17 protein-coding genes and 2 pseudogenes are annotated in these 21,731 nt (G+C 68.2%); 13 read left to right on the top strand and 6 right to left on the bottom strand.

From position 1 onward, the window contains the following. Positions 1 to 271 precede the first annotated feature (271 nt). Entirely contained in the window at positions 272 to 1,603 is a 1,332-nt protein-coding gene (locus tag DIR46_RS03835) for a transglycosylase SLT domain-containing protein (RefSeq protein ID WP_109344054.1), read from the bottom strand. A gap of 322 nt (positions 1,604 to 1,925) precedes the next feature. Here DIR46_RS03835 and DIR46_RS03830 point away from each other — a divergent pair, with 322 nt between their 5' ends. Together DIR46_RS03830 and DIR46_RS03825 are read left to right on the top strand one after the other, a co-directional pair. Then, positions 1,926 to 2,492, top strand: a complete 567-nt coding sequence (locus tag DIR46_RS03830; protein ID WP_109344053.1) for a DUF1415 domain-containing protein — start codon at positions 1,926 to 1,928, stop codon at positions 2,490 to 2,492. Beyond that, positions 2,476 to 2,691: a DUF1289 domain-containing protein gene (locus tag DIR46_RS03825; RefSeq protein WP_109344052.1), complete on the top strand. Its 216-nt coding sequence runs from the start codon at positions 2,476 to 2,478 to the stop codon at positions 2,689 to 2,691. The genes DIR46_RS03830 and DIR46_RS03825 overlap by 17 nt, the downstream gene beginning before the upstream one ends. Before the next feature lie 9 nt (positions 2,692 to 2,700). On the opposite strand, the gene DIR46_RS03820 is transcribed toward DIR46_RS03825, so the two are convergent. Continuing rightward, a complete protein-coding gene (locus tag DIR46_RS03820; protein ID WP_109344051.1) occupies positions 2,701 to 3,210 on the bottom strand; it encodes a DUF1993 domain-containing protein in 510 nt (169 codons plus the stop codon). Between the two features lie 151 nt (positions 3,211 to 3,361). Here DIR46_RS03820 and DIR46_RS03815 point away from each other — a divergent pair, with 151 nt between their 5' ends. Next, a complete protein-coding gene (locus DIR46_RS03815) occupies positions 3,362 to 6,223 on the top strand; it encodes a bifunctional diguanylate cyclase/phosphodiesterase (protein ID WP_109344050.1) in 2,862 nt (953 codons plus the stop codon). After that, positions 6,216 to 8,479 (top strand): annotated as a pseudogene (locus tag DIR46_RS03810) (xanthine dehydrogenase family protein molybdopterin-binding subunit). The gene DIR46_RS03815 and the pseudogene DIR46_RS03810 overlap by 8 nt, the downstream one beginning before the upstream one ends. A 99-nt stretch (positions 8,480 to 8,578) precedes the next feature. On the opposite strand, the gene DIR46_RS03805 reads toward DIR46_RS03810, so the two are convergent. Further along, complete coding sequence (locus tag DIR46_RS03805; protein ID WP_109347892.1) at positions 8,579 to 9,004, bottom strand: thioredoxin family protein; 426 nt, start codon at positions 9,002 to 9,004, stop codon at positions 8,579 to 8,581. A 99-nt stretch (positions 9,005 to 9,103) separates the two neighbouring features. Between DIR46_RS03805 and tsaB the strand changes: the two genes are divergently transcribed. From tsaB to DIR46_RS03785, 4 genes are read left to right on the top strand one after another with little or no spacing between them, the layout of a single operon-like run. Continuing rightward, positions 9,104 to 9,814 (top strand): tRNA (adenosine(37)-N6)-threonylcarbamoyltransferase complex dimerization subunit type 1 TsaB, encoded by a 711-nt coding sequence (gene tsaB, locus DIR46_RS03800; RefSeq protein ID WP_109344049.1) that lies wholly within the window; start codon positions 9,104 to 9,106, stop codon positions 9,812 to 9,814. Further along, positions 9,811 to 10,290 carry a ribosomal protein S18-alanine N-acetyltransferase gene (gene rimI, locus DIR46_RS03795; RefSeq protein ID WP_109344048.1) on the top strand — a complete coding sequence of 160 codons (480 nt, stop codon included), beginning with the start codon at positions 9,811 to 9,813 and terminating at the stop codon, positions 10,288 to 10,290. The genes tsaB and rimI overlap by 4 nt, the downstream gene beginning before the upstream one ends. Further along, a complete protein-coding gene (locus DIR46_RS03790; protein WP_109344047.1) occupies positions 10,287 to 11,216 on the top strand; it encodes a uracil-DNA glycosylase in 930 nt (309 codons plus the stop codon). Before rimI ends, DIR46_RS03790 begins: the two co-directional genes overlap by 4 nt. After that, positions 11,200 to 12,156, top strand: coding sequence for a DUF1853 family protein (locus DIR46_RS03785; protein WP_109344046.1), 957 nt, complete (start codon positions 11,200 to 11,202; stop codon positions 12,154 to 12,156). Before DIR46_RS03790 ends, DIR46_RS03785 begins: the two co-directional genes overlap by 17 nt. Here DIR46_RS03785 and DIR46_RS03780 read toward each other — a convergent pair whose 3' ends face one another. The 3 genes from DIR46_RS03780 to lplT form a co-directional block, all read right to left on the bottom strand. Beyond that, positions 12,157 to 13,311: a DUF1501 domain-containing protein gene (locus DIR46_RS03780; RefSeq protein WP_109344045.1), complete on the bottom strand. Its 1,155-nt coding sequence runs from the start codon at positions 13,309 to 13,311 to the stop codon at positions 12,157 to 12,159. 1 nt (position 13,312) lies between these two features. After that, positions 13,313 to 14,659 (bottom strand): DUF1800 domain-containing protein, encoded by a 1,347-nt coding sequence (locus tag DIR46_RS03775; protein WP_229446487.1) that lies wholly within the window; start codon positions 14,657 to 14,659, stop codon positions 13,313 to 13,315. A 79-nt stretch (positions 14,660 to 14,738) separates the two neighbouring features. Further along, complete coding sequence (gene lplT / locus DIR46_RS03770; protein ID WP_109344043.1) at positions 14,739 to 15,998, bottom strand: lysophospholipid transporter LplT; 1,260 nt, start codon at positions 15,996 to 15,998, stop codon at positions 14,739 to 14,741. Positions 15,999 to 16,157: 159 nt separating this feature from the next. On the opposite strand from lplT, the gene alr reads away from it, so the two are divergent. The 5 genes and pseudogenes from alr to pstC all read left to right on the top strand — a co-directional run. Further along, entirely contained in the window at positions 16,158 to 17,264 is a 1,107-nt protein-coding gene (gene alr, locus DIR46_RS03765) for an alanine racemase (RefSeq protein ID WP_109344042.1), read from the top strand. 33 nt (positions 17,265 to 17,297) lie between these two features. Next, positions 17,298 to 18,674 carry a DNA repair protein RadA gene (radA, locus tag DIR46_RS03760; RefSeq protein WP_109344041.1) on the top strand — a complete coding sequence of 459 codons (1,377 nt, stop codon included), beginning with the start codon at positions 17,298 to 17,300 and terminating at the stop codon, positions 18,672 to 18,674. Between the two features lie 94 nt (positions 18,675 to 18,768). Then, positions 18,769 to 19,089 carry a PilZ domain-containing protein gene (locus DIR46_RS03755; RefSeq protein WP_109344040.1) on the top strand — a complete coding sequence of 107 codons (321 nt, stop codon included), beginning with the start codon at positions 18,769 to 18,771 and terminating at the stop codon, positions 19,087 to 19,089. Positions 19,090 to 19,566: 477 nt separating this feature from the next. Next, positions 19,567 to 20,601 (top strand): phosphate ABC transporter substrate-binding protein PstS, encoded by a 1,035-nt coding sequence (pstS, locus tag DIR46_RS03750; RefSeq protein ID WP_109344039.1) that lies wholly within the window; start codon positions 19,567 to 19,569, stop codon positions 20,599 to 20,601. Positions 20,602 to 20,790: 189 nt separating this feature from the next. Then, positions 20,791 to 21,702 (top strand): annotated as a pseudogene (gene pstC, locus DIR46_RS03745) (phosphate ABC transporter permease subunit PstC); the annotation flags it as partial. Positions 21,703 to 21,731: the final 29 nt, after the last annotated feature.

Here is a 21,731-nt window from a genome sequence, read left to right as displayed (position 1 = left end):
AGAAATTTCGGCACAAAAGCTTTGCGCCGGGACGGTGTCTGGAAACGACACGCAAGGCGGGAGGCTTTGGAAAGGCGCTCTGCATCGAGCTGCCTGGGGTTTGCGTAGCTGCTTGTTGTACTGCTAACGCTGTTGCTGCCGGCTCATCGAATCTCCTGGAGATCGTATCGAGCGGACGCGATGTCGCAGCGCACAAACCGAACTATACAGGTTTTTCCGGTTCTTTGCACGACAGCGCGTAAAACCGCATAGCTAATGCTGCGCAGCAACATCAGCGCTGCTTGCGCGCCGACGAGGTATTGCGGGCGATGCGCTTGCCGGTCTTGCTGCCTGCGGCCTTGGCCTTGAAGCGCGAGGCATTGCGCTTGGCCTTGCCGCGGTCGGCCTCGAAGGCGACGACGGCGTTCTCGATGATGTTCTCGGCGATGTCGCCATGGCTCGAGGCCGAGGTTTTCGGCACCAGGATCGTCGATCCGGCTTTCAGGCGCGACTGCGGCGGGATGTTGTTGGCCTGGCGAATGACCTCGGGCGTGGTGCCGAACTTCGAGGCCAGCTGGGCGATGGTCACGCGGGCGCCGGTGATCTTGTGCGTGGTCCAGGTCGACAACGCATGGCCCCATTGCGCCAGGTTGATGTGGAATTTCTCGGCGTTCTCGGTCGGCAGCAGGATCTTGGTCCGCTCGCCGCCAATGATGACCGGCTTCTTGAATTGCGGATTGAGCGCCTTGAATTCGTCCAGCGACATTTCGGCCAGTTGCGCCGCGATGGCCAGGTCGATGTCGCTGGTCTTGTCGACCGTGGTGAAATAGGGCTGGTTGTCGATCGCCGGCAGGGTGACGCCGTACTGCGATGGATTGGCCACCACGTTCTTGACGGCTTGCAGCTTGGGCACGTAGTTGCGGGTCTCGGCCGGCATCAGCTCGGCCAGGCTGTCGAAGTCGGTCGGCTTGCCCAGTTCCTGGTTTTTCTTGATGGCGCGCTGGACATTGCCTTCGCCCCAGTTATACGCCGCCAGGGCCAGCGGCCAGTCGCCGAACATCGTGTACAGGCGCTGCAGATAGGTCAGGGCGGCGTCGGTCGAGGCGATCACGCCGCGCCGCTCGTCCTTGAACATGTTCTGGCGCAGGTCGAAGTCCTTGCCGGTGCCCGGCACGAATTGCCACAGGCCGGCGGCGTTGGCGCTCGACATGGCCTGCGGATTGAAGGCCGATTCGATCACCGGCAGCAGGGCCAGCTCGGTCGGCATGCCGCGCTTTTCCAGTTCCGACACGACGTGGTACAGATAGGGCGAGGCGCGCCCGGAAATGCGCGACAGGTTTCCCGGGTGGGCGGCATAGGCCTGGGCGTGGCGCGTCACCAGGGCATTGTTCAGGTCGGGAATCGCATAGCCGCTGCGGATCCGGCCCCAGACGTCGGTCTCGCGGTACTCGTCGGCATCGAGTTTCATCACCGACGGCAACTGCGCCGAACGCTCGAGGCTGGAAGCGGCGAGGGCGCCGGAAGCCGGGGCCGCGTCCATCGCCTGGCTCAGCGGTGCTGCCGCCAGGAGGGCCAGCGCAGCCAGGGTGAGAATGGAGCGTTTCGTGTCGTGCATAGGCTTCATGGTGAGGCGTTTCCAATGTTGCGTCCAGGAACGAAAGGACAGGACAAGAGGGCAGTGTACGTATCAATTGTCGAGTCAGTCAAGAATTAAGTCGCTGTCGTTACAATTCAGGCCGCGCGATAAATGTCATCCGTTGGCATCATGAAAACGGAAGATGCCGCACGTATCATGAATATTGATGAGCGGGACGCTGCTTGCCCGACCCGCCGCGAATAACGGCCGCGTCTGGCAAACCTTAGCGCCGTGGCGGGGTCGAATTGTGCGTGGCCGCAAAGAGTGCGTACAATCCAGGCTTTGCCGTTCGCCTTTCGAAAGCTTCACCATGAGCACCCCCAATCTGAACGCCGACGATGACGCCATCGTCGCCGCCACCCGCAAGTGGCTGGAGCGGGCCGTCATCGGCCTCAATCTCTGTCCCTTCGCCAAGTCGGTCCATGTCAAGGAGCAGGTGCGCTACGTCGTGTCGAACGCCACGACGCCTGAGCAATTGCTTGAAACCTTGATGGACGAGTTGCAGCGCCTGTCCGACACCAGCCCCGAGCAGGTCGACACGACCTTGCTGATCCATCCCTTCGTGCTGAACGATTTCGAGGATTACAACGAATTCCTGGACGTGGCCGACGTCGCGGTCGAGGACATGCAGCTCGACGGCGAGTTGCAGGTGGCTTCCTTCCACCCGGATTACCAGTTCGCGGACAGCGACGCGAACGACATCTCGAACTACACCAACCGCGCCCCGTACCCGATCCTGCACCTGCTGCGCGAGGACAGCATCGCGCGCGCGGTGGAGGCCTTCCCGGAAGCGGAAGAGATCTTCGAAAAGAATATCGCCACCATGGAAAAGCTCGGCCACGAAGGCTGGGACAAGCTCGATGTCGGCCCGGCCTGAAACAGACGGCGCCGCCGCGGCGCCCGAACGTCCCGATACCCCGTGCGTGGCGGTGTGCTCGACCACCTTCGACGAGGTGTGCCGCGGCTGTGGCCGCACCGTCGCCGAAGTCGCCAACTGGGTGTCGATGGACGCTGCCGCGAAGGAAGTCGTGTGGCAGCGCATCCTGGCGCAGGGTTATCCGCGCCGCAACAGTTAAGCGCGGGGCTCAATACGCCCCGATGAAATCCTTCTTGCCGATCGGGACGCCGTTGTGACGCAGGATCGCGTACGCCGTGGTCACGTGGAAGAAGAACTGCGGCAGCGCGAAGTGCGTCAGGTAGCGCGCACCGTCGTCGAAATGGCGCGCCCGCTCGCCGCTGCCGTGGGTGATGGGGCGGGTGGCGCCGGCTTCCACGTCCGCCTGTTTCAGGCTGTCGATGAAGCCCAGCGTCTTGCTGATGCGCTGCTGCAGTTCGGCGAAGGTGCGCTCGCCATCCTCGTAGCGCGGCGGCTCGACCCCGGCCAGGCGCGCGCTCGCGCCCTTGGCGAAGTCAGTGGCGATCTGGACTTGCATGGCCAGCGGGAACATATCGGGATACAGGCGGGCCTGCAGCAGGGCGTCCGGCTCGATGCGGCGTTCCTGGGCGTGGGCCTCGGCTTTTTCGAGCACCGCGGCCAGGCTGCCCAGCAGCTGGCGGAACACCGGCACCGAGGCGGCATACAGGGAATGGCTCATGTGGTCTTTCTCCTAAATAGTTGGTCCTACAGCATCCCGATCATAGCAAGACTTGTCGCGCCTCGTTGACAGCTAGTGACTCCCGGCAAGCAACTGTGCATAATCTGGCCATCCTCCATGCATCGGGCTCGCCCGACCCAGTCCAGCATCCATGTCGAGTCCCGCCGCCCGCACCCCGTCCCGCCTGCGCTCGCTGTACGGCCGTTCGCTTTACGGTGCGCTGCTGCTGGTCGTGTTCGCCGGCTTGCTGGCCCCCGCCGTGGTCGGCGGCTACCTGCTGGTCGACCTGCATCAGCGCGCGGGCGCCAATCCGAATGACACGTTGCAGGGCGATTATGCGCTGGTGCTGGTGCTGCAGCTGGCGGTGTCGCTGCTGCTGATCGCGCTGCTGCTGCGGCGGCGCCTGCTGTCGCCCCTGCGCAAGCTGACGCGCTTTTCGGATCGCCTGGCGCGCGGCGATTTCGAGACCCCGCTGGGGCTGGCGGCCCAGGACGAGCTGGGACGGCTGGGCGAGCAGATGGAGCGCATGCGCCTGGCGATCCGCGACCTGTTCGCCGACGTCGCACGTAGCGAGGAACAGTTCCGCACCATCGTGACCCAGGTCCCGGGCGCGGTCTACCGCGTGCGCGCCGGTGGCCCGATCGAATTCGTCAGCGACGAGATCGAGAAGATCACCGGCTACCCCTCGGCGCGCTTCATGTGCGCCACCACCGAGGATTGGGCCGCCATCGTCCATCCGGAAGACCGGCGCGTCTACCACCGCACCGTGCGCAACGCGGCCTTGTCAGGAAACGCCTATGAGATGGAGTACCGGATCGTCGACGCCCACGGCATCGAGCGCTGGGTGCAGGAGCATGGGCAGCCGCAGGGCGCCTGGGATCCGGCGCTGCATGGGCCGGATGGGGTGCGGGTGGACGGCATCATCTCGGACATCAGCGAGCGCCGCCACGACGAGATGCGCATCGAAGCGCTGCTGGCCGAGCAGGCCGCGATCCTGGACAACGTCATGTTCGGCGTGCTGTTCGTGCGCCAGCGCCGCATCGTCTCCAGCAACCGCCGCTGCGAAGAGCTGTTCGGCTACGGCGAGGGCGAGATGGTGGGACGTTCGACCGCGATCCTGTATCCCAATCACGAGGACTACGAACGCGCCGGCGTCGAGCAGTATCCGCTGCTCGAGAAAGGCATGGACCTGGGCGAGGAGCGCCAGCTGCGCCATCGCGACGGCAGCCTGTTCTGGTGCCTGATGAGCGGCTGCGCGCTCGAACCGAACCGCGCCGACGAGGGCAGCATCTGGGTGTTCGCCGACATCACCGAACGCAAGCTGGCCGAGGAAAAGCTGCGCCTGTCGGCCAACGTCCTGGAACACATCGCCGACGGCGTGATGGTGCTCGACGTGCATGGCCGGATCGTGGCCACCAATCCCGCCTTCACCCGCATCACCGGCTATGCAGAGCATGAGGCCGTGGGGCGCGCATCGAGCCTGTCTTCGCACGACCAGTCGGGCACCCGCAACGATCCCGCCCTGCACCAGGAACTGTGGCGCGAGCTCGGCGCATCCGGCTTCTGGCGCGGCGAGATCTGGGACACGCGCAAGGGCGGCGACGCCTACCTGGAAGCGCTCACGGTGTCGGCGGTGCGCGACGACGATGGCGCCACCACCCACTATGTGTGCGTGTTCAGCGACATCACGCGCGAGCGCGAATCGCAGATCCAGCTCGACCACCTGGCCCACCACGACGCGCTGACCGCGCTGCCCAACCGCCTGCTGTACCACGACCGCCTGCGCCACGCGATGGCGCGCGCCGAGCGCGACGGCGAGCAGCTGGCGGTGATGTTCATCGACCTCGACCGCTTCAAGAACGTCAACGACACGCTTGGCCACCAGGTGGGCGACGAGCTGCTCAAGCAGGCGGCGCTGGCGCTGTCGCGCTGCCTGCGCGAGGGCGACACCCTGGCGCGCCTGGGCGGCGACGAGTTCATCGTGCTGCTGGAAGACGTCGACGGCGTGCATGGCGCCACGCGCGTGGCCGACAAGCTGATGGCGATGTTCGAGCAGCCCTTCGACGTCTCGGGCTACGAGCTGTTCGTCACCGGCAGCATCGGCATCAGCCTGTATCCGCAGGACGGGAACGATATGCACCTCCTGATCCGCAATGCCGACGTGGCGATGTACCAGGCCAAGGCGCGCGGCCGCAACGGCTACCGGTTCTACGCGCCGGCGATGAGCGGCGACGGCGACCTGCGCCTGCGCATGGAGGCGCTGTTGCGGCGCGCGATCGACAAGCGCGAGATTCATCTGGCCTACCAGCCGCAGGTCGAGATCGACAGCGGCCGCCTGGTCGGGGTCGAGGCCCTGCTGCGCTGGAACAGTCCCGAGCTGGGGGAGGTGGCGCCGAGCCGCTTCATCCCGCTGGCCGAGGACACCGGCTTCATCGGCCAGCTGGGCCAGTGGGTGCTGCAGGAAGCCTGCCGCCAGATGGTGGCGTGGGAGGCGGACGGCCTGGCGGTGCCGAAGATCGCCGTCAACCTGTCGGCGCGCCAGTTCGAGCGCGGCGGCATGGCCGCCGCCGTGGCCGAGGTGCTCCAGGGCGCCGGCCTGGCGCCGCAGCGCCTGCAGCTCGAGGTGACGGAATCGGTGATCATGAACACGGGCGACGCGCTGCAGTACGTGAACGACCTGCATGCGATCGGCGTCTGCCTGGCGATCGACGACTTCGGCACCGGTTACTCGTCGCTGGCCTACCTGAAGCAGTTGCCGGTGCGGACCCTGAAGATCGACCGCAGCTTCATCAAGGACATCCCGCAGGATCCGGACGACGAGGCGATCGCGATCGCCATCATCCAGCTCGGCAAGAGCATGAACCTGTCGGTGATCGCGGAAGGCGTCGAGCGGGAGGACCAGGCGGCCTTCCTGCTGCGCCACGGCTGCAACCTGGCCCAGGGCTATTTGTATGGCAAGCCGCTCGCGCACGACGAGATCCTGGCGCGCTGGGGAGCCAGGCATCATGCGTAAGCAGGGTCGCCGCAACTTCCTGCTGGCCGGCCTGGCCGCCGGCGGCGCGCTGCTGATCGGCTGGGGCGCGCAACCGCCGCGCCAGCGCCTGCATCCGTCGCGACCGCTGGCGCTGGATGATGGCGAGGTCGCGCTCAATGGCTGGGTTGCGCTCGCGCTCGATGGCACGGTGTCGGTGGTGGTGCCGCGCAGCGAGATGGGGCAGGGCGTGCACACGGCGCTGCCGATGCTGGTGGCCGAGGAGCTCGACGTCGGCCTGGACGCGGTGCGCGTCATCCAGCCGCCGATCGACAAGATCTATGCCAACGTCACGGTGCTGCGCGAGAACCTGCCGTTCCACCCGGACGACGCCGGCCGCACGGCCCAGGGCGCCCAGTGGCTGATGGCGAAGATCGGCCGCGAACTGGGCATCATGTTCACCGGCGGCTCCAGCAGCGTGCGCGATGCCTGGCTGCCAATGCGCGAAGCGGGCGCGGTGGCGCGGGCGATGCTGGTGAAGGCGGCTGCGCAGGAGTGGGGGGCGCGTGCGGAGGATTGCCGCACCGAAGACGGCTTCGTGATACACGTCGACGGCCGCAGCGCCGGCTATGGCGCGCTGGCCGGGCTGGCGGCGCAGGCTGGCGCCGGCCTCACCGCGCGCGACGTGCGCCTGAAGGAAGCGAAGGATTTCCGCCTGATCGGCAAGCCTTTGCCGCGCCTCGACAGTCGCGCCAAGTCCGACGGCAGCGCGCGCTTCGGCATCGATGCGCGGCCGGCCGGGATGGTCTACGCGGCCTTGACGATGGCGCCGACGCTCGGCGCCACGGTGGCGGGTTTCGACGCCGACGCGGTGCGCCGGATGCCGGGCGTGCTGGCCGTGGTCGACGTCTCGTCCGCGCTCGAAGGGCGCACCGGCGCCGGGGCCGGCGTGGCGGTGGTGGCCTCGACCTGGTGGCAGGCGCGCCAGGCGGCCCAGGCCTTGCCGGTCACCTGGCAGCCGGGCGAGGGTGTGGCGCTGTCGAGCGCTTCGGTCCTGGCCGGCCTGGCGCGCGCGCTCGACGAGGAGCGCGGTTACGTCTATCACGAGACCGGTGCACAGGAGGTCGAGGGCGCCGTGCGCACGCTGCGCGCCGAGTACCGCGCGCCGTTCCTGGCGCATGCGGCGCTGGAACCGGTCAACTGCACCGCCCAGGTCGCGAACGGCAAAGTGCGGCTGTGGGCCTCGACCCAGGTGCCGAGCATCGCGGTCGACTGCGCCGCGCGCGTGGCCGGGGTGGCGCGCGAGGACGTGGCGATCGAGGTCATGCTGCTGGGCGGCGGCTTCGGGCGCCGGCTCGAAGTCGACATGGTGGCGCAGGCGGTGGCCGTCGCCATGGCCACCGGCGGCCAGCCGGTGCAACTGATCTGGACCCGCGAGCAGGACACGATGCACGACGTCTACCGGCCGGCGGCGCTGGCGCGCTTCACGGCGCAGCTGGACGAAGGCGGGAACATCCTGGCCTGGGACAACAAGTCGGCGAGCGGCGCCATCGGCCACCAGTACGTCGAACGCAGCCTGGGCCTGCCGGGCGTGGGACCGGACAAGACCACCGCCGAAGGCGAGTACGACCATCAATATGCGATCCCGAACCAGCGCGTGGCGCACGTGATCGTGGACAGCCAGGTGCCGATCGGCTACTGGCGCTCGGTTGGACATTCCCACAATGCCTTCTTCAAGGAGTCGTTCCTGGACGAGGTGGCGCACGCCGGCGGGCAGGATCCGGTGGCCTTGCGGCGCACCCTGCTGGCGGGGCAGCCGCGCGCGCTGGCGGTGCTGGATGCGGCAGTGGCTGCCGCCGGCCGTGCGCCCGACGGACGCGCGCACGGCGTGGCGCTGCATCGCTCGTTCGGCAGCACGGTGGCCCAGGTGGCCGAGGTCTCGGTCGAGGACGGCGCGATCCGCGTGCACCGCGTGGTGTGCGCGATCGATTGCGGCCTGGCGGTCAATCCGAATATCGTGGCCCAGCAGGTCGAGTCGGGCGTGGTGTTCGGCTTGTCGGCGGCGCTGGCCGGCGAGATCACGATCGAGGCAGGCAAGATCCGGCAGTCCAACTTTGGCGACTATCCGCTGCTGCGCATCGGCCAGGCGCCGCGGGTGGAAACCATTGTGGTGCCCAGCAGCGCGCATCCGGAAGGCGTGGGCGAGCCGGCCGTGCCCCGGTGGCGCCGGCGGTGGCGGCGGCGGTGTTCACGCTGACCGGGCAGCGTTTGCGCAGCCTGCCCTTGAAGTTGGGTTGAGCACCTGGCTGTCGCCGGCGAAGACGGCGGATGCTTCGCGGGGAAGCCGCCCGCCGGTCATTGCTTGCCGGGGCCGTAGAGCAAAGGTTTAGCGCAGGGTCAATCCGGCGCGCCGAACAGCACGCGCAGATTGCATTCTTCTTGCCAGTCGCGCCGCTCCTGGCTCGACTGCGCCAGGCGTGCCAGTTCTTCGTCGCTCTGTCCGGCCTGGGCCTGGATCAGCCGGTCGGCCACGCCGCCGTCGGGCACCATGGTGCCGAAGAAGGCGACCGTGTCGCCGCGCTGCAGCAGCAGGGTCGGGAAATTGTCGACGTCGAGGTCGCCCACTAGGTCGGCCTGGTCTTCGATGTCGATCCAGACGAAGTGCTTGTCGGGATGGCGCAGCGCCAGTTCTTCGAAGGTGGCGCGGTAGGTCGCGCAGGTGCCGCACCAGGCGGCGCACAGGCAGGCGACGGTCCAGCCGTCGCCGTTGACGGCGGCGGCGACCGCGCCGCGGGTCGTGGAATCGAGGGTCAGGCTCTGCATGTGCGGCATTGTACAGCGACTTCCGGATCGTGTTGCAGCGCAATGGCGATTCGCGCCGCCGCCATGGAAGGCGCCGGGCCGAGAGGTTAAAATAGCGGCATGTCTACCATCCTTGCTATCGAAACCTCGGCCGAGCTGGCGTCCTGCGCGCTGCTGGCCGGCGAAATTGTCACTGTCCGTTCGACGCCTGGCGTGCGCAGCCACTCGCAATCGGTCCTGCCCATGGTGCAGGAGCTGTTGAACGAGGCCGGCATCGCGCTGGCCGACTGCGACGCCGTCGCCTTCGGCGCCGGTCCCGGCTCCTTCACCGGCGTGCGCACCGCCTGCGGCGTGGCCCAGGGCCTGGCCTATGGCGCCGGGCTGCCGGTGCTGCCGCTGGTGACGCTCGAAGCGATGGCCGAGGCCTGCCGCGCCGCCACCGGCGCCAGCGACGTGCTGGCCGTGCTGGATGCGCGCATGGGCGAGGTGTACTGGGCCCAGTACCGCTTCGACGGCGGCAAATGGACCGAGGTGGTGGCGCCGGCGCTGTCGGCGCCGCAGGACGTGGCGCCGACAGCGGCAGAAGGCCTGAGGGCCTGCGGCAACGGCTTTGCCGAGTATGCCGGCGCCTTCGCCGGCCAGCCGTTCGCCCAGGGCGCGCTGCCCGACATCGTGCCGCATGCGCGCGAGCTGGCGCTGCTGGCGCGCGGCGCGCTGGCGGCCGGGCAGGGCGTGCCCGCGGCCCAGGCCCAGCCGCTGTACCTGCGCAACAAGGTCGCCTATACCAGCGCCGAGCGCCAGGCGATCAACCAGGCCAAGGCCGGCGCATGACCCGGTTGCAGGATACCGACTTGCGCCTGGCCCCGATGACGGCGGCCGACGTGGACGAGGTGTGGGCGCTCGAATGCAGCGTCTTTCCTTATCCCTGGAGCCGCGGTAACTTCGTCGACGCGCTGGCCAGCGGCTACGATTGCTGGACCGTCCGCGAGGTCGGGGGAGAAGCCGACGGCGAGCTGGCCGGATATTATCTGTTGATGTACGCGCTCGACGAGGCGCACCTGCTCGACGTCGCGGTGGCCGGCAAGCGCCAGCGCCAGGGCCTGGGCCGGCGCCTGCTTTACCAGATCGGCGCGCGCGCCCTCGGCCAGGGCATGGCATCGATCCTGCTCGAGGTCCGGCCGTCGAACGAGCGGGCGCTGGAAGTGTATCGCCGCCATGGCTATGTCCAGATCGGCCGCCGCAAGGGCTATTACCCGGCCGGCCAGGCGGGCCGCGAGGATGCGATCGTGATGAGGCTGGATTTATGAAGAACACGAGCCAGCGCGACGCGCTGTTCCTGGCCGAGATGGGCATCGGCCCGCTGTGGCAGCTGCGAGATGCGCCGCAGTCCGGGGCCGCGGTGTTGACCGATGCGGTGACCGATGCGGTGATCGATGCGATGAGCGATCCGGCGGCCGAAGCGGCCGTCGCCGAGGCGGCGCCGGAAGCCGCCGCGCCCGCAGCGGCGCCGGTTTCTGCGCCTGCGGCTGCACCGGAGCCGGCGCCTGCCGCACGCGTCCACACGCCGCTGTCGGCGCCGCCTTACCGCAATCCGCCGCCCGTGGAAGACGCATCGGCCTGGGACGACAGCGTCGCGCCCGAACCGGCGACGCCCGATGTCGCGACCATGGACTGGGCCGGGCTGCGCCAGGCGATTGCCGCATGCAAGGATTGCGCCTGCGGCGCAGGCCGCAAGCCCGTCCACGGCGCCGGCCCGCGCCAGGCGCGCTGGCTGATCGTCGCCGGCACGCCGAGCGCGCTCGACGACGAGGCCGGCCAGCCGCTCACGGGCGACCCCGGCAAGCTGCTCGACAATATGCTGCACGCGGTCGGGCTGTCGCGCGAGCGCGATGCCTACGTCACGCCGCTGGTCAAGTGCCGGCCGCTGAACGCGAAGGGCGGCGACCGCGCGCCGACCCCCGGCGAGATCGCCGCCTGCCGTCCCTTCGTGGAACGCGAACTGGCGCTCACCGGAGCCACGACCGTGCTGACCCTGGGCCAGGTCGCGACCAACGGCCTGCTGGGCCGCGCGCTGCAGGAGCCGCTGGCCGGCGCCCGCGGCGAGGTACATCGCCTGGGCGAGACGCCGCTGGTGCCGACCCTGCATCCGGGCGAACTGCTGCTGCGCGGCGAAAACAAGGCGCTGGCCTGGGCCGACCTGTGCCGGGCGCGTTCCCTTGGACCACGCGACTAGCAGCTATCAGGCGGCCTTCCACCGCCGCTGGGGCCACCTGCGGCGGGCCCCGGTGCGCGCGCTGGCCTGGCTGCTCGATTCTCCCGACCTGCTCGACGCCGACGCGCCCGAATGGGCGGGCCGCATCGCCACGCTCGGCCCGGTCACAGCAGGGGTGGCCGACTGGCTGGCGCGGCTCGACCTCGACCCCACGGCGCTCGACGCCGCCCTCGGCGGCAAGACGTATACGCGGCTCGGGCTATACGCCGAAAAGCTGATGGCCTTCTATTTCGCCGAACAGGGCCGCCTGGTGCGCCACGGCCTGCAGGTGCGCGCCAGCCGCAACGACACGGTGGGCGAATTCGATTTTTTGCTCGAGCGCGGACCGGATGCACTGACCCACATCGAGTTCGCCACCAAGTTCTACCTGCTCGATGGCGGCGGATCGAGCGAATTCGACGCGCTGGTCGGCCCCAACCTGGCCGACAGCCTGGGCCGCAAGATGCGCAAGGTGTTCGAGCGCCAGCTTGCGCTGGGCGAGCACCCGGCGGCGCAGGCGCTGCTGCCGCGGCCCGTTACCCTGGCGCAGGCGCTGGTCAAGGGCTGGCTGTTCTACCCATCCGGCAGCTGGCCGGCGATGCGCGGCATCACGGCCGGGCATTGCCGCGGCTTCTGGTGCGCGCTGGCGGAACTCGATGAGGTCGCCGGCGAGGCGTTCCTGGTCTTGCCCAAGCTGGAGTGGCTGGCGCCGCTGCGCGCGCCGGCGGCGACCGCGACGATGGACCGGGTCGAGCTCGCCGCCGTGCTGGCCCGGCAATTCACGGCTTCCGGCACGCCGGTCCTGGTGGCCAGCGTACGCCGGCACGACGGTTTCGTCGAGGAAATCGAGCGCGGTTTCGTCGTGCCGGGCGATTGGCGCGGGCGGGCGGCCGCGGCGCGGATGGCGAAGCCGGTCGCCTGATCATCCGCGCAGCAGCCGTGGCAGCGGCCGGGCGCGCGCGCCGTCCGGAAACAGCACCCGGGCCGTGCGCTCGGGATCGAGCCCGAACGCCTCGGCGCAGGCTTGCGCCACCAGCGCGTCCAGCGCGAGCGTGGGCCTGAGATCGCGCCCGTCGAGCAGGTCGGCGGGGGCCAGCCCCGGCCAGTCCGCGACGATGCGCCCGCCTTGCACCGCGCCGCCGACCAGCATGGCGGCGGACCCGGTGCCGTGGTCGGTGCCGCCGGTGCCGTTGGCCGCCGCAGTCCGGCCGAACTCCGTCGCGACCAGGATCGTGGTCTGGCGCCAGGCGTCGCCCAGGCCCTCGCGCAAACCGTCGACCAGGCGGTCGAGGTCGCGCAGCTGCTTGGCCAGCCGTCCGTTCTGGGCGCTGTGCGTGTCCCAGCCGCCGGTCTCGATCATGGCGATGCGCGGACCGTCGGGCCGCGCCAGGAAACCCGCCGCCATCCGGCCAAGTTCGCCCGGCGGCTGGCGGTGTCTGGCGTCCCCGGCGCCGCCGGCCATCGCCTGCGCCTGGAGCGCCGAGGACCACAGCGCGTGCAACTGGGCGTCGCCTTCGTACAGCCGGCGCACGCGCAGCAGCAGGTCTTCGTTCGCCTGGGGCAGCGAAGACGGGGCGAACGACGTGGCCCCGGCCGCGCCGCGCAGGGCCAGCGGCACGGTCGGCGCGAAGGCGATCGCGTCGGCCTGGGACCCGGCGCGCGGCAGCAAGCCCACCAGCCGGTTCATCCAGCCGTCCTTGACCCGGTAGGGCGCGTTGCCGCCGCTTTCGAGCACGTTCTGGCCGTCGAAATGGGAGCGGTCGCGGTAGGGCGAGGCCACCGCGTGGAACATGCTGGCCTGGCCGGCCTCATACAGCTTTGCGATGCCGCCCAATGCGGGGTGCAGCGCGAAGCTGCCGTCGAGCTTGTGCGCGCCGGTTGGATCGACGGCCAGCGCGCCGCGCAGGCGGGCATAGGCGGGATCGGCATACGGCACCACCGTATGCAGGCCGTCGGCCGCGCCGCGCTGGATGATGAAGACGAAGCGGTGCGCGGTGTCGGCCCCCGCGAACACGATCCGCGGCGCCGCGCACAGGGCCGCGGCGGCCGAGAGAAAAGCACGTCGGTTCAGCAGCATGTCATCTCCTCAGGAATTCGGGCGCCGCCAGCATCAGGGCCAGCGCGGTGCCGGGACTGTCGGACGAGGCGATCGCCTTCGCCGTGGCCGGGCTCAGGGAGCCCGGCAGCACCCGCGGCGCGAGCGCGCGCGCATCGAACGCGTCGCCGGCCTGCATCGCCAGCCGCTGCGCGGCCTCGACACGGCGCAGCAGCGCGTCGGGCGCGGCCCAGGTGTCGGCGACGTCGCCGAAGCCGGCCGGCGCGCCCGGCCGCCATACGGGCTGTCCGAGCTGGTTCATCAGGTTAACGAGCTGCGCCGCCGGCATCTCGCGCCGGCCCAGGGCGCGCATGCCGGACAGCGCCCAGTCCCAGGGCGACTTGAACTTGGCGGGGCCGGGTTGCCAGGACTCGGGCGCGGCCACCAGTTCGCGGTACAGGCTGGGCAGGTCGCCGCCGCTGCGTTCGAAGCTGCGCGCCAGCCGTTCCACCAGCGCCGCCGGCGGATCGTCGGCGACGAAGTGGCGCGCGAGCTTGGCGCCGACGTGGCGCGCGGTGGCGGGGGAGACCGCGAGGTCATGCAGGATGGCGCGCGCCTGTTCTTCTCCCGCCGGCGCGTAGCGTCGTCCCAGCACGTTGCGGGCGCCCGGTTCGTGCAGCGCAGGCGCGAAGCGGAACGTGTCGGCGCCGTCCGGGCCGGGCAGCGTCCAGCCGGTCAGCGCGCGCGCGAATTGCGTCACGTCGCCCTGCGCGTAGCCGCCGCGCACACCGAGGGTGTGCAGCTCGAGGATCTCGCGCGCCAGGTTTTCGTTGAGGCCCGGGACCCGGCGTCCCTGGGCGCGCCGCGCCGCCACGCTGTCCGGGCCGGTGGATCCGGCCTGGTCGAGGTAGAGCAGCATCGCCGGATGCCGCACCGCGGCCAGCAGCAGGTCTTCGAAGCGGCCCAGCACGTGCGGCCGGATGGCGTCGGCCTCGAAGCTGCCGGCCAGTCCCAGCACCGGCTGCTTCTCCACCGATACCGCGAAGTGATTCGACCAGAAGTGGACCAGCCGTTCGACGAAGGGTGTGGGGCTGCACAGGGCGCTGGCGGTGCGGGCGGCCACCGCCGCGCGGTAGGCTTCCCGGGCCTTGCGCTGCCAGGCGGCACGGACGTCGGCGCGCTCGGCCTGCGGCGCCTGGCGCTGGGCGCGCTGCTGCGCGATCCAGGCGCGGGTCCGGGCCGGGGTGCGCTCGACGGCGCGCCATGGCGCGGGCAGCGGCTCGAAGCTGTCCAGCTGGGCCAGCAGCCAGCCGCGCGGGTCGGACGGCGCCTCCTCGTCCGGTCGCGCGCCAAGGCCGAAACGGTTTCTTGCAATGGCGTCGGTATTCATGCGGCCCATTATAGGAACAGGCCGCGCTTGACCGATGTAAGCGAGTGTTACAGCGGGATCGAAAAGAACGGAAGGTCGGTCAGTGCTTGCCTTCGCCGATCAGCCCGAGCGAATCGTGTTCGCGCTGATTGAGCGTGTGGCGGCGCTGGATCAGCAGCATGATGCCGGCGACCGACAGGCCGAAGATGACGATGATGATGTCCAGGTCGAGGTTCAGGGTGATCATGATCGCGTAGGCGGCCAGCATCACCAGGATCGACAGGTTCTCGTTGAAGTTCTGTACCGCGATCGAGTGGCCGGCGCTCATCAGCACATGGCCGCGGTGCTGCAGCAGCGCGTTCATCGGCACCACGAAGAAGCCCGACAGGAAACCGATCAGCGCCAGCAGCGGGTAGGCCACCGATACCGAGGTGACGAACACCATCACGGTCACGACCAGGCCCATGATGATGCCCATCGGAATCACGGTCAGCGACTTGCGCAACGGAATCATGCGCGCCGCCATGGCCGCGCCCAGCGCCACGCCGATCGCGACCACGCCGATCAGGTTCGTGGCCTTGTCCAGCGGCAGGCCGAGCGAGCGCTCGGCCCATTTCAGCACGATGAACTGCAGGGTGGCGCCGGCGCCCCAGAACAGGGTCGTCACGGCCAGCGAGATCTGGCCCAGCTTGTCGCGCCACAAGGTGGCCGAGCAGTTGGCGAAGTCGGTGATCAGCTTGATGGGGTTGCGTTCCTGGTGTTCGTAGCGCGCGCCGGTGTCCGGAATGCGCAGGTTGAACAGCGCGGCCAGCATGTAGATGCCGACCACGACCGCCATCGCGGCTTCGGCGCCGGTCGTGATGCCCAGGCCCGCGAAGGCGTCGAACGACAACAGGAAGTTCGCGCCGCGCTCGCTCACCAGGGTGCCCCCGAGGACGGTGCCGAGGATGATCGACATCACGGTCAACCCCTCGATCCAGCCATTGGCGGGCACGAGTTTCTCGGGCGGCAGCAATTCGGTCAGGATGCCGTACTTGGCGGGCGAATACACGGCCGCGCCGAAGCCGACCACGGCATACGAGAGCAGGGGGTGGACGGTAAAGAACATCAAGGCGCAGCCGGCGACCTTGATGATGTTGGCGATGAACATCACGCGCCCCTTCGGCAGGGCATCGGCGAAGGCGCCCACGAAAGCGGCGAGCAAGACGTAGAACAGCACGAATGACAGCTTCAGCAACGGAGTCAGCGATGCCGGCGCATCCATGGCGACGAGCAGGCTGATCGCGACAAACAGGAGCGCGTTATCCGCCAGCGACGAGAAGAACTGCGCCGCCATGATGGTATAGAAACCACGGTTCATTCGAGAATTCACAAATCTGGTCCGGGTTGCTTTATACCATGAATGCATAGACGGGCGAAACGGGAAACGGTGCCATGGCGGCGGCGCGCGGTCCGCTCCGGTAAAATAGGCACTTGACGTTTTATACCGGATTCCCTCCGTTTTTCTTAAAAGATTGCCATGCCGCGTCCGCTCTTCGCCACCATCCACCTCGATTCCATGCAACACAATCTGGCCCAGGCGCGCAGCTGCGCGCCGCTGGCGAAGATCTGGGCCGTCGTGAAAGCCGATGCCTACGGCCATGGCCTGGAGCGCGCGCTGCGCGGCTTCGCCAGCGCCGACGGCCTGGCGCTGGTCGAGCTGGAAAGCGCGATCCGGCTGCGCCAGCTCGGCTGGACCAAGCCGATTCTTTTATTAGAGGGATTCTTCGAAGCGGCCGACGTGCCCATGCTGGCCGAGCACGATATCGCCACCGCCGTGCACAGCATCGAGCAGGTCAAGCTGCTCGAGTACACCCAGCTGTACCGCCCGATCGACGTCTACCTCAAGATGAACACCGGGATGAACCGCCTGGGCTTTCCGCCCGCCGAGTATGCCGCCGCCTGGCAGCGCCTGCGCGCGATCCGCGACGTGCGCTCGATCACCCACATGACCCACTTCGCCAACGCCGACGAACTGGAACACCCGCGCCTGACGATCGCCGAGCAGGTGCGGCGTTTCCAGCTGGGGGCCGCTGGCCTGGCCGGCGAGCGCAGCCTGTCGAATTCCGGCGGCGTGCTGCACCAGGCCGAACTGGCCGGCCAGCTGTCGAACGACTGGGTCCGGCCCGGCATCATGCTGTACGGCGGCACGCCGGGCGGGCGCAGCGCCCAGGATTTCGGCCTGCGTCCCACCATGACCCTGCGCTCGGAAGTGATCGGCATCCAGCATATCGGGCCGGGCGACACGGTCGGCTACGGCAGCCGCTTCGAGGCCGACGGCCCGATGACGATCGGCGTGGTGGCCTGCGGCTATGCCGACGGCTACCCGCGCAGCGCGCCGCACGGCACGCCGGTGATCGTCGACGGCGTGCGCACGACGCTCGTCGGCCGGGTCTCGATGGACATGATGACCGTCGACCTGACGCCCATCCCGAACGCCCGCATCGGCAGCAAGGTCACCTTGTGGGGCGACGGGCTGCCGATCGACGACGTGGCCCAGGCCGCCGGCACCATCGGCTACGAGCTGATGTGCGCGCTGGCGCCGCGCGTGCGCGTGACCGAAGGCCGTCTCGGCACCGACGGTTGAAGCGGCCCGACCATACCCATATATACAAGTACGATGGCAAAAGCGAAAACCAATTACACCTGCAGCGAGTGCGGCGCGATCGCCACCCGCTGGACCGGCCAGTGCGCCGACTGCAAGGCCTGGAACACGATGGTCGAGACCGTCGTCGACACGCCCGGCGTCAACCGCATGTCGCAGACCCCGCACCGCAGCCTGGCGCAGACGGCGCCAGTGCTGTCGCTGGCCGACATCGAGGCGATCGACGTGCCGCGCTTCGGCACCGGCATCGAGGAATTCGACCGCGTGCTGGGCGGCGGCCTGGTGGCCGGCGGCGTGGTCCTGATCGGCGGCGACCCCGGCATCGGCAAGTCGACCCTGCTGCTGCAGGCGCTGTCGAGCCTGTCCGCGGTGCGCAGCACGCTCTATGTGAGCGGCGAGGAATCCGGCGCCCAGATCGCGCTGCGGGCGCGCCGCCTTGCGGTGGATGCGAAAGACCTGAAACTGCAGGCCGAGATCCAGCTCGAGAAAATCCTCGGCACGATCGCCGACCTCAAGCCGGACGTGGTGGTGATCGACTCGATCCAGACCATGTATTCGGATGCGCTGACCTCGGCCCCCGGCTCGGTGGCCCAGGTGCGCGAATGCGCGGCCCAGCTCACGCGGGTGGCCAAGCAGACCGGCGTCACCATCATCCTGGTCGGCCACGTCACCAAGGAAGGTGCGTTGGCCGGCCCGCGCGTGCTGGAGCACATCGTCGACACCGTGCTGTACTTCGAGGGCGATACGCAGTCGAGCTACCGCCTGGTGCGGGCAATCAAGAACCGCTTCGGCGCGGTGAACGAACTGGGCGTGTTCGCGATGACCGAGAAGGGCCTGAAAGGGGTGTCGAATCCTTCCGCCCTGTTCCTGTCGCAGCACGACAGCCAGGTCCCGGGTTCCTGCGTGATGGTGACGCAGGAGGGCACCAGGCCGCTGTTGGTGGAAATTCAGGCGCTGGTCGACGCCAGCCACCTGCCCAACGCGCGCCGCCTGTCGGTCGGCCTGGAACAGAACCGCCTGGCGATGCTGCTGGCGGTCCTGCACCGCCACGCCGGCATCGCGGCCTTCGACCAGGACGTGTTCATCAACGCGGTCGGCGGCGTCAAGATCACCGAACCGGCGGCCGACCTGGCCGTGTTGCTGGCGATCAACTCGTCGATGCGCAACAAGCCGCTGCCGCGCGGGCTGGTGGTGTTCGGCGAGGTCGGCCTGGCCGGCGAGATCCGGCCGGCGCCGCGCGGCCAGGAGCGCCTGCGCGAAGCGGCCAAGCTGGGCTTCTCGCTGGCGCTGATCCCGAAATCGAACGCACCGAAGGCGAAGATCGAGGGCATGAGCATCATCGCCGTCGAACGCATCGAGGAGGCGTTCAGCAAGTTGCGCGAGATCGACTGACGGTCAAGTCGGCCCTGCCGGCCAGGGGCATGGGGTGTCGGATTTCCTGGAAGATTCTATAATTGTGTCTTGTTCACTGTATTCGGATAAACACGTGTTTCAAGACCAACGGAAATCCCCACGCAAGGTGTACCGCACCAAGGCCATGCTCGCCATGGACGGCCAGCCGCCGGTCGGCGGCAAGACCACCGACGTCGGCGCCAACGGCGTGAGCGTCAGCCTGGCCGATCCGCTGGCGGTCGGGCAGGGCGGGCAACTGTCCTTCGACCTGCTGGTCGAGGGCAGCTTCGTGACCATCAATACGCGGGTCAAGGTGTCATACTGCATCTTCAGCAGCGGCGAGTTCAAGGTCGGCTTCCAGTTCCTGCAACCCGACCTGGCGGCGGTGACGGCGCTGGCGCGCTTCATGCGCTGAATCCGCCCCGCATGCGACAAGCGGCAAGCGCCATTGGCCTCGCCGCCTGATGTATCGGCCCACTGAGCGGGCCATTCGCTATTCGTGATAGCGGTCGTGCAAATCGCTGGAACTGCCGCGGATCTCCTGGTAGATCTCGAACGCCACGAGGGCGGCCAGTCCGCTCAGGATCCCCATCACCATCAGATCTAACATATGAACCAGACGCCTGTCGGCGTCCCCTCCATTCCGTGACTACTATCTCAGGTTAGCAGGCAATGGCGTATTTACAAGTGTCCACAATGCGGAACATGACATTATTCGGCTGACGCCGATTTCCATCCGCGCGCCGCGCCGCGCCCGGCGATGACATCCTTGCGCGCGTGTCATGTTCATGTCACATTGGCCAAATATGTCATGAACCTGTCATATTCGCCCGCTAGACTGCGCCTCATCGTCAGCGGGACCATCCCGTGTGTCACTTCCAAAGGATCCGATATGCGCATGAAGCACCTCCTCGTCTCGATCGCCCTGGCCGCAACGGCATTCTCCGCCAGCGCCCAGAACGTCAACATCACCGGCGCCGGCGCGACCTTCCCATACCCGATCTATGCCAAGTGGGCCGAGCTGTACAAGGCGGCTTCCGGTGTCGGCCTGAACTACCAGTCGGTGGGTTCGGGCGCCGGCATCAAGCAGATCAAGGCCAAGACCGTCGATTTCGGCGCGTCCGACATGCCGCTGGCGGCGAACGAACTGAATGCGGCCGGCCTGTTCCAGTTCCCGGCCATCATGGGCGGCGTGGTGCCGATCGTGAACCTGGATGGCATCGCTCCGGGCCAGATGAAACTGAGCGGCGCCGTCATCGCCGACATCTATATGGGCAAGATCGTCAAGTGGAACGCGCCGCAGATCGCCGCGCTGAACCCGGGCGTCAAGCTGCCGGCCACCGACATCACCGTCGTGCGCCGCGCCGACAGCTCGGGCACCTCGTTCCTGTGGACCGACTACCTGAGCAAGGTCAGCCCGACCTGGAAATCGACCATCGGCGCCGGCACCACCGTCAAGTGGGCGGTGGGCGTGGGCGGCAAGGGTAATGAAGGCGTGGCCGCCAACGTGCAGCGCATCAAGGGCGGCATCGGCTATGTCGAGTGGGCCTACGCCAAGAAGAACAAGATGGCGCACACCCAGCTGCAAGGCGCCGACGGCGCCTGGCTGCAGCCTTCGGACGACGCCTTCAAGGCCGCCGCCGCCGGCGCCGACTGGAAGGGCACCCCGGGCTTCGCGGTGGTATTGACCCACCAGCCGGGCAAGGGCGCATGGCCCGTGACCGGCGCCTCGTACATCCTGGTCCACAAGACCCAGGACGCAGCCAAGGGCCAGCAAGTGCTGAAATTCTTCGACTGGGCCTACAAGAACGGCGCTCCGTCGGCCGCCGAGCTGGACTACGTGCCGATGCCGGCCGAAGTCACCAAGCTGGTGCAGGAAGCCTGGCGCGCCAACCTGAAGGACGCGTCCGGCAAGGCGCTCTGGTAATCCACATTTCCTGAACCCGGAAGGGCCGGTGCGACCGGTCTTTCCGCATGCCAGCGATATTGACAAAACGATATTAATAGCGAAGTCAACCATACCATGAGCGTCCATCCATCCGTGTCCGTGAACGAGCTGCCCGCCAAGGCAGCGGCCCAGGCCGACACCTTCGAATCGCCCGCGCTGCGCAATACCATGCGCAACCAGCGCCTGCAGGATTTTTTCTTCCATAAAGTCACCTGGCTGTTCGCGGCCTCGGTGCTGGCGGTGCTGGCCGGTATCATCGTCTCGCTGGCGATCGGCGCGGCCCCGGCCTTCAAGGAATTCGGCCTGGGCTTCATCACCCGGGTGGAGTGGGATCCGGTGAACGACCAGTATGGCGCCATGATCGCGATCTATGGCACCCTGGCGACCTCGATCATTGCGCTGGCGGTGGCCTTCCCGATCAGTTTCGGCATCGCGCTGTTCCTGACCGAGATCTGCCCGGTCTGGCTGCGCCGTCCGCTCGGCACCGCGGTCGAACTGCTGGCCGGCGTGCCGTCGATCATCTACGGCATGTGGGGCCTGTTCGTGTTCGCGCCGCTGTTTGCCGAGTACGTGCAGCCGGCGCTCAAGGATACCCTCGGCCAGCTGCCGCTGATCGGGGTGGTGTTCCAGGGCCCGATCATGGGTATCGGCATCCTGACCGCCGGCCTGATCCTGGCCATCATGATCATCCCCTTCATCGCCTCGGTGATGCGCGACGTGTTCGAGATCGTGCCGACCGTGCTGAAGGAATCGGCATACGGCCTGGGCTGCACCAGGTGGGAAGTGGTGCGCAAGGTGGTGCTGCCGTACACCCGCAACGGCGTCGTCGGCGGCGTGATGCTGGGCCTGGGCCGCGCACTGGGCGAGACCATGGCTGTCACCTTCGTGATCGGTAACTCGCATGGCATCTCGGCCTCGCTGTTCTCGGCCGGTAACTCGATCTCGTCGACCCTGGCCAATGAATTCGCCGAAGCGGCGACCGCGCTGCACTCGTCGGCCCTGTTCGCCCTGGCGCTGATCCTGTTCGCGATCACCTTCATCGTGCTGTCGGCGGCGAAGCTGATGCTGCTCGGTATGTCCGTAACGAAGGCACCAAATAAGAAGGCCGT

The organism is Massilia oculi (genome assembly GCF_003143515.1).
Lineage (GTDB): Bacteria > Pseudomonadota > Gammaproteobacteria > Burkholderiales > Burkholderiaceae_D > Telluria > Telluria oculi.
The sequence above is the reverse complement of the archived record's forward strand: the minus strand, read 5'-3'. Positions and strand labels throughout refer to the sequence as shown.

Coding starts and splice junctions, on each gene's coding strand:
- DIR46_RS03790 (WP_109344047.1), top strand. CDS start 10,287: ATGAAGAACACGAGCCAGCGCGACGCGCTGTTCCTGGCCGAGATGGGC.
- alr (WP_109344042.1), top strand. CDS start 16,158: ATGCCGCGTCCGCTCTTCGCCACCATCCACCTCGATTCCATGCAACAC.
- DIR46_RS03775 (WP_229446487.1), bottom strand. CDS start 14,659: ATGAATACCGACGCCATTGCAAGAAACCGTTTCGGCCTTGGCGCGCGA.
- DIR46_RS03830 (WP_109344053.1), top strand. CDS start 1,926: ATGAGCACCCCCAATCTGAACGCCGACGATGACGCCATCGTCGCCGCC.
- DIR46_RS03820 (WP_109344051.1), bottom strand. CDS start 3,210: ATGAGCCATTCCCTGTATGCCGCCTCGGTGCCGGTGTTCCGCCAGCTG.
- DIR46_RS03805 (WP_109347892.1), bottom strand. CDS start 9,004: ATGCAGAGCCTGACCCTCGATTCCACGACCCGCGGCGCGGTCGCCGCC.
- radA (WP_109344041.1), top strand. CDS start 17,298: ATGGCAAAAGCGAAAACCAATTACACCTGCAGCGAGTGCGGCGCGATC.
- rimI (WP_109344048.1), top strand. CDS start 9,811: ATGACCCGGTTGCAGGATACCGACTTGCGCCTGGCCCCGATGACGGCG.
- DIR46_RS03835 (WP_109344054.1), bottom strand. CDS start 1,603: ATGAAGCCTATGCACGACACGAAACGCTCCATTCTCACCCTGGCTGCG.
- lplT (WP_109344043.1), bottom strand. CDS start 15,998: ATGAACCGTGGTTTCTATACCATCATGGCGGCGCAGTTCTTCTCGTCG.
- DIR46_RS03825 (WP_109344052.1), top strand. CDS start 2,476: ATGTCGGCCCGGCCTGAAACAGACGGCGCCGCCGCGGCGCCCGAACGT.
- DIR46_RS03815 (WP_109344050.1), top strand. CDS start 3,362: ATGTCGAGTCCCGCCGCCCGCACCCCGTCCCGCCTGCGCTCGCTGTAC.
- tsaB (WP_109344049.1), top strand. CDS start 9,104: ATGTCTACCATCCTTGCTATCGAAACCTCGGCCGAGCTGGCGTCCTGC.
- pstS (WP_109344039.1), top strand. CDS start 19,567: ATGCGCATGAAGCACCTCCTCGTCTCGATCGCCCTGGCCGCAACGGCA.
- DIR46_RS03780 (WP_109344045.1), bottom strand. CDS start 13,311: ATGCTGCTGAACCGACGTGCTTTTCTCTCGGCCGCCGCGGCCCTGTGC.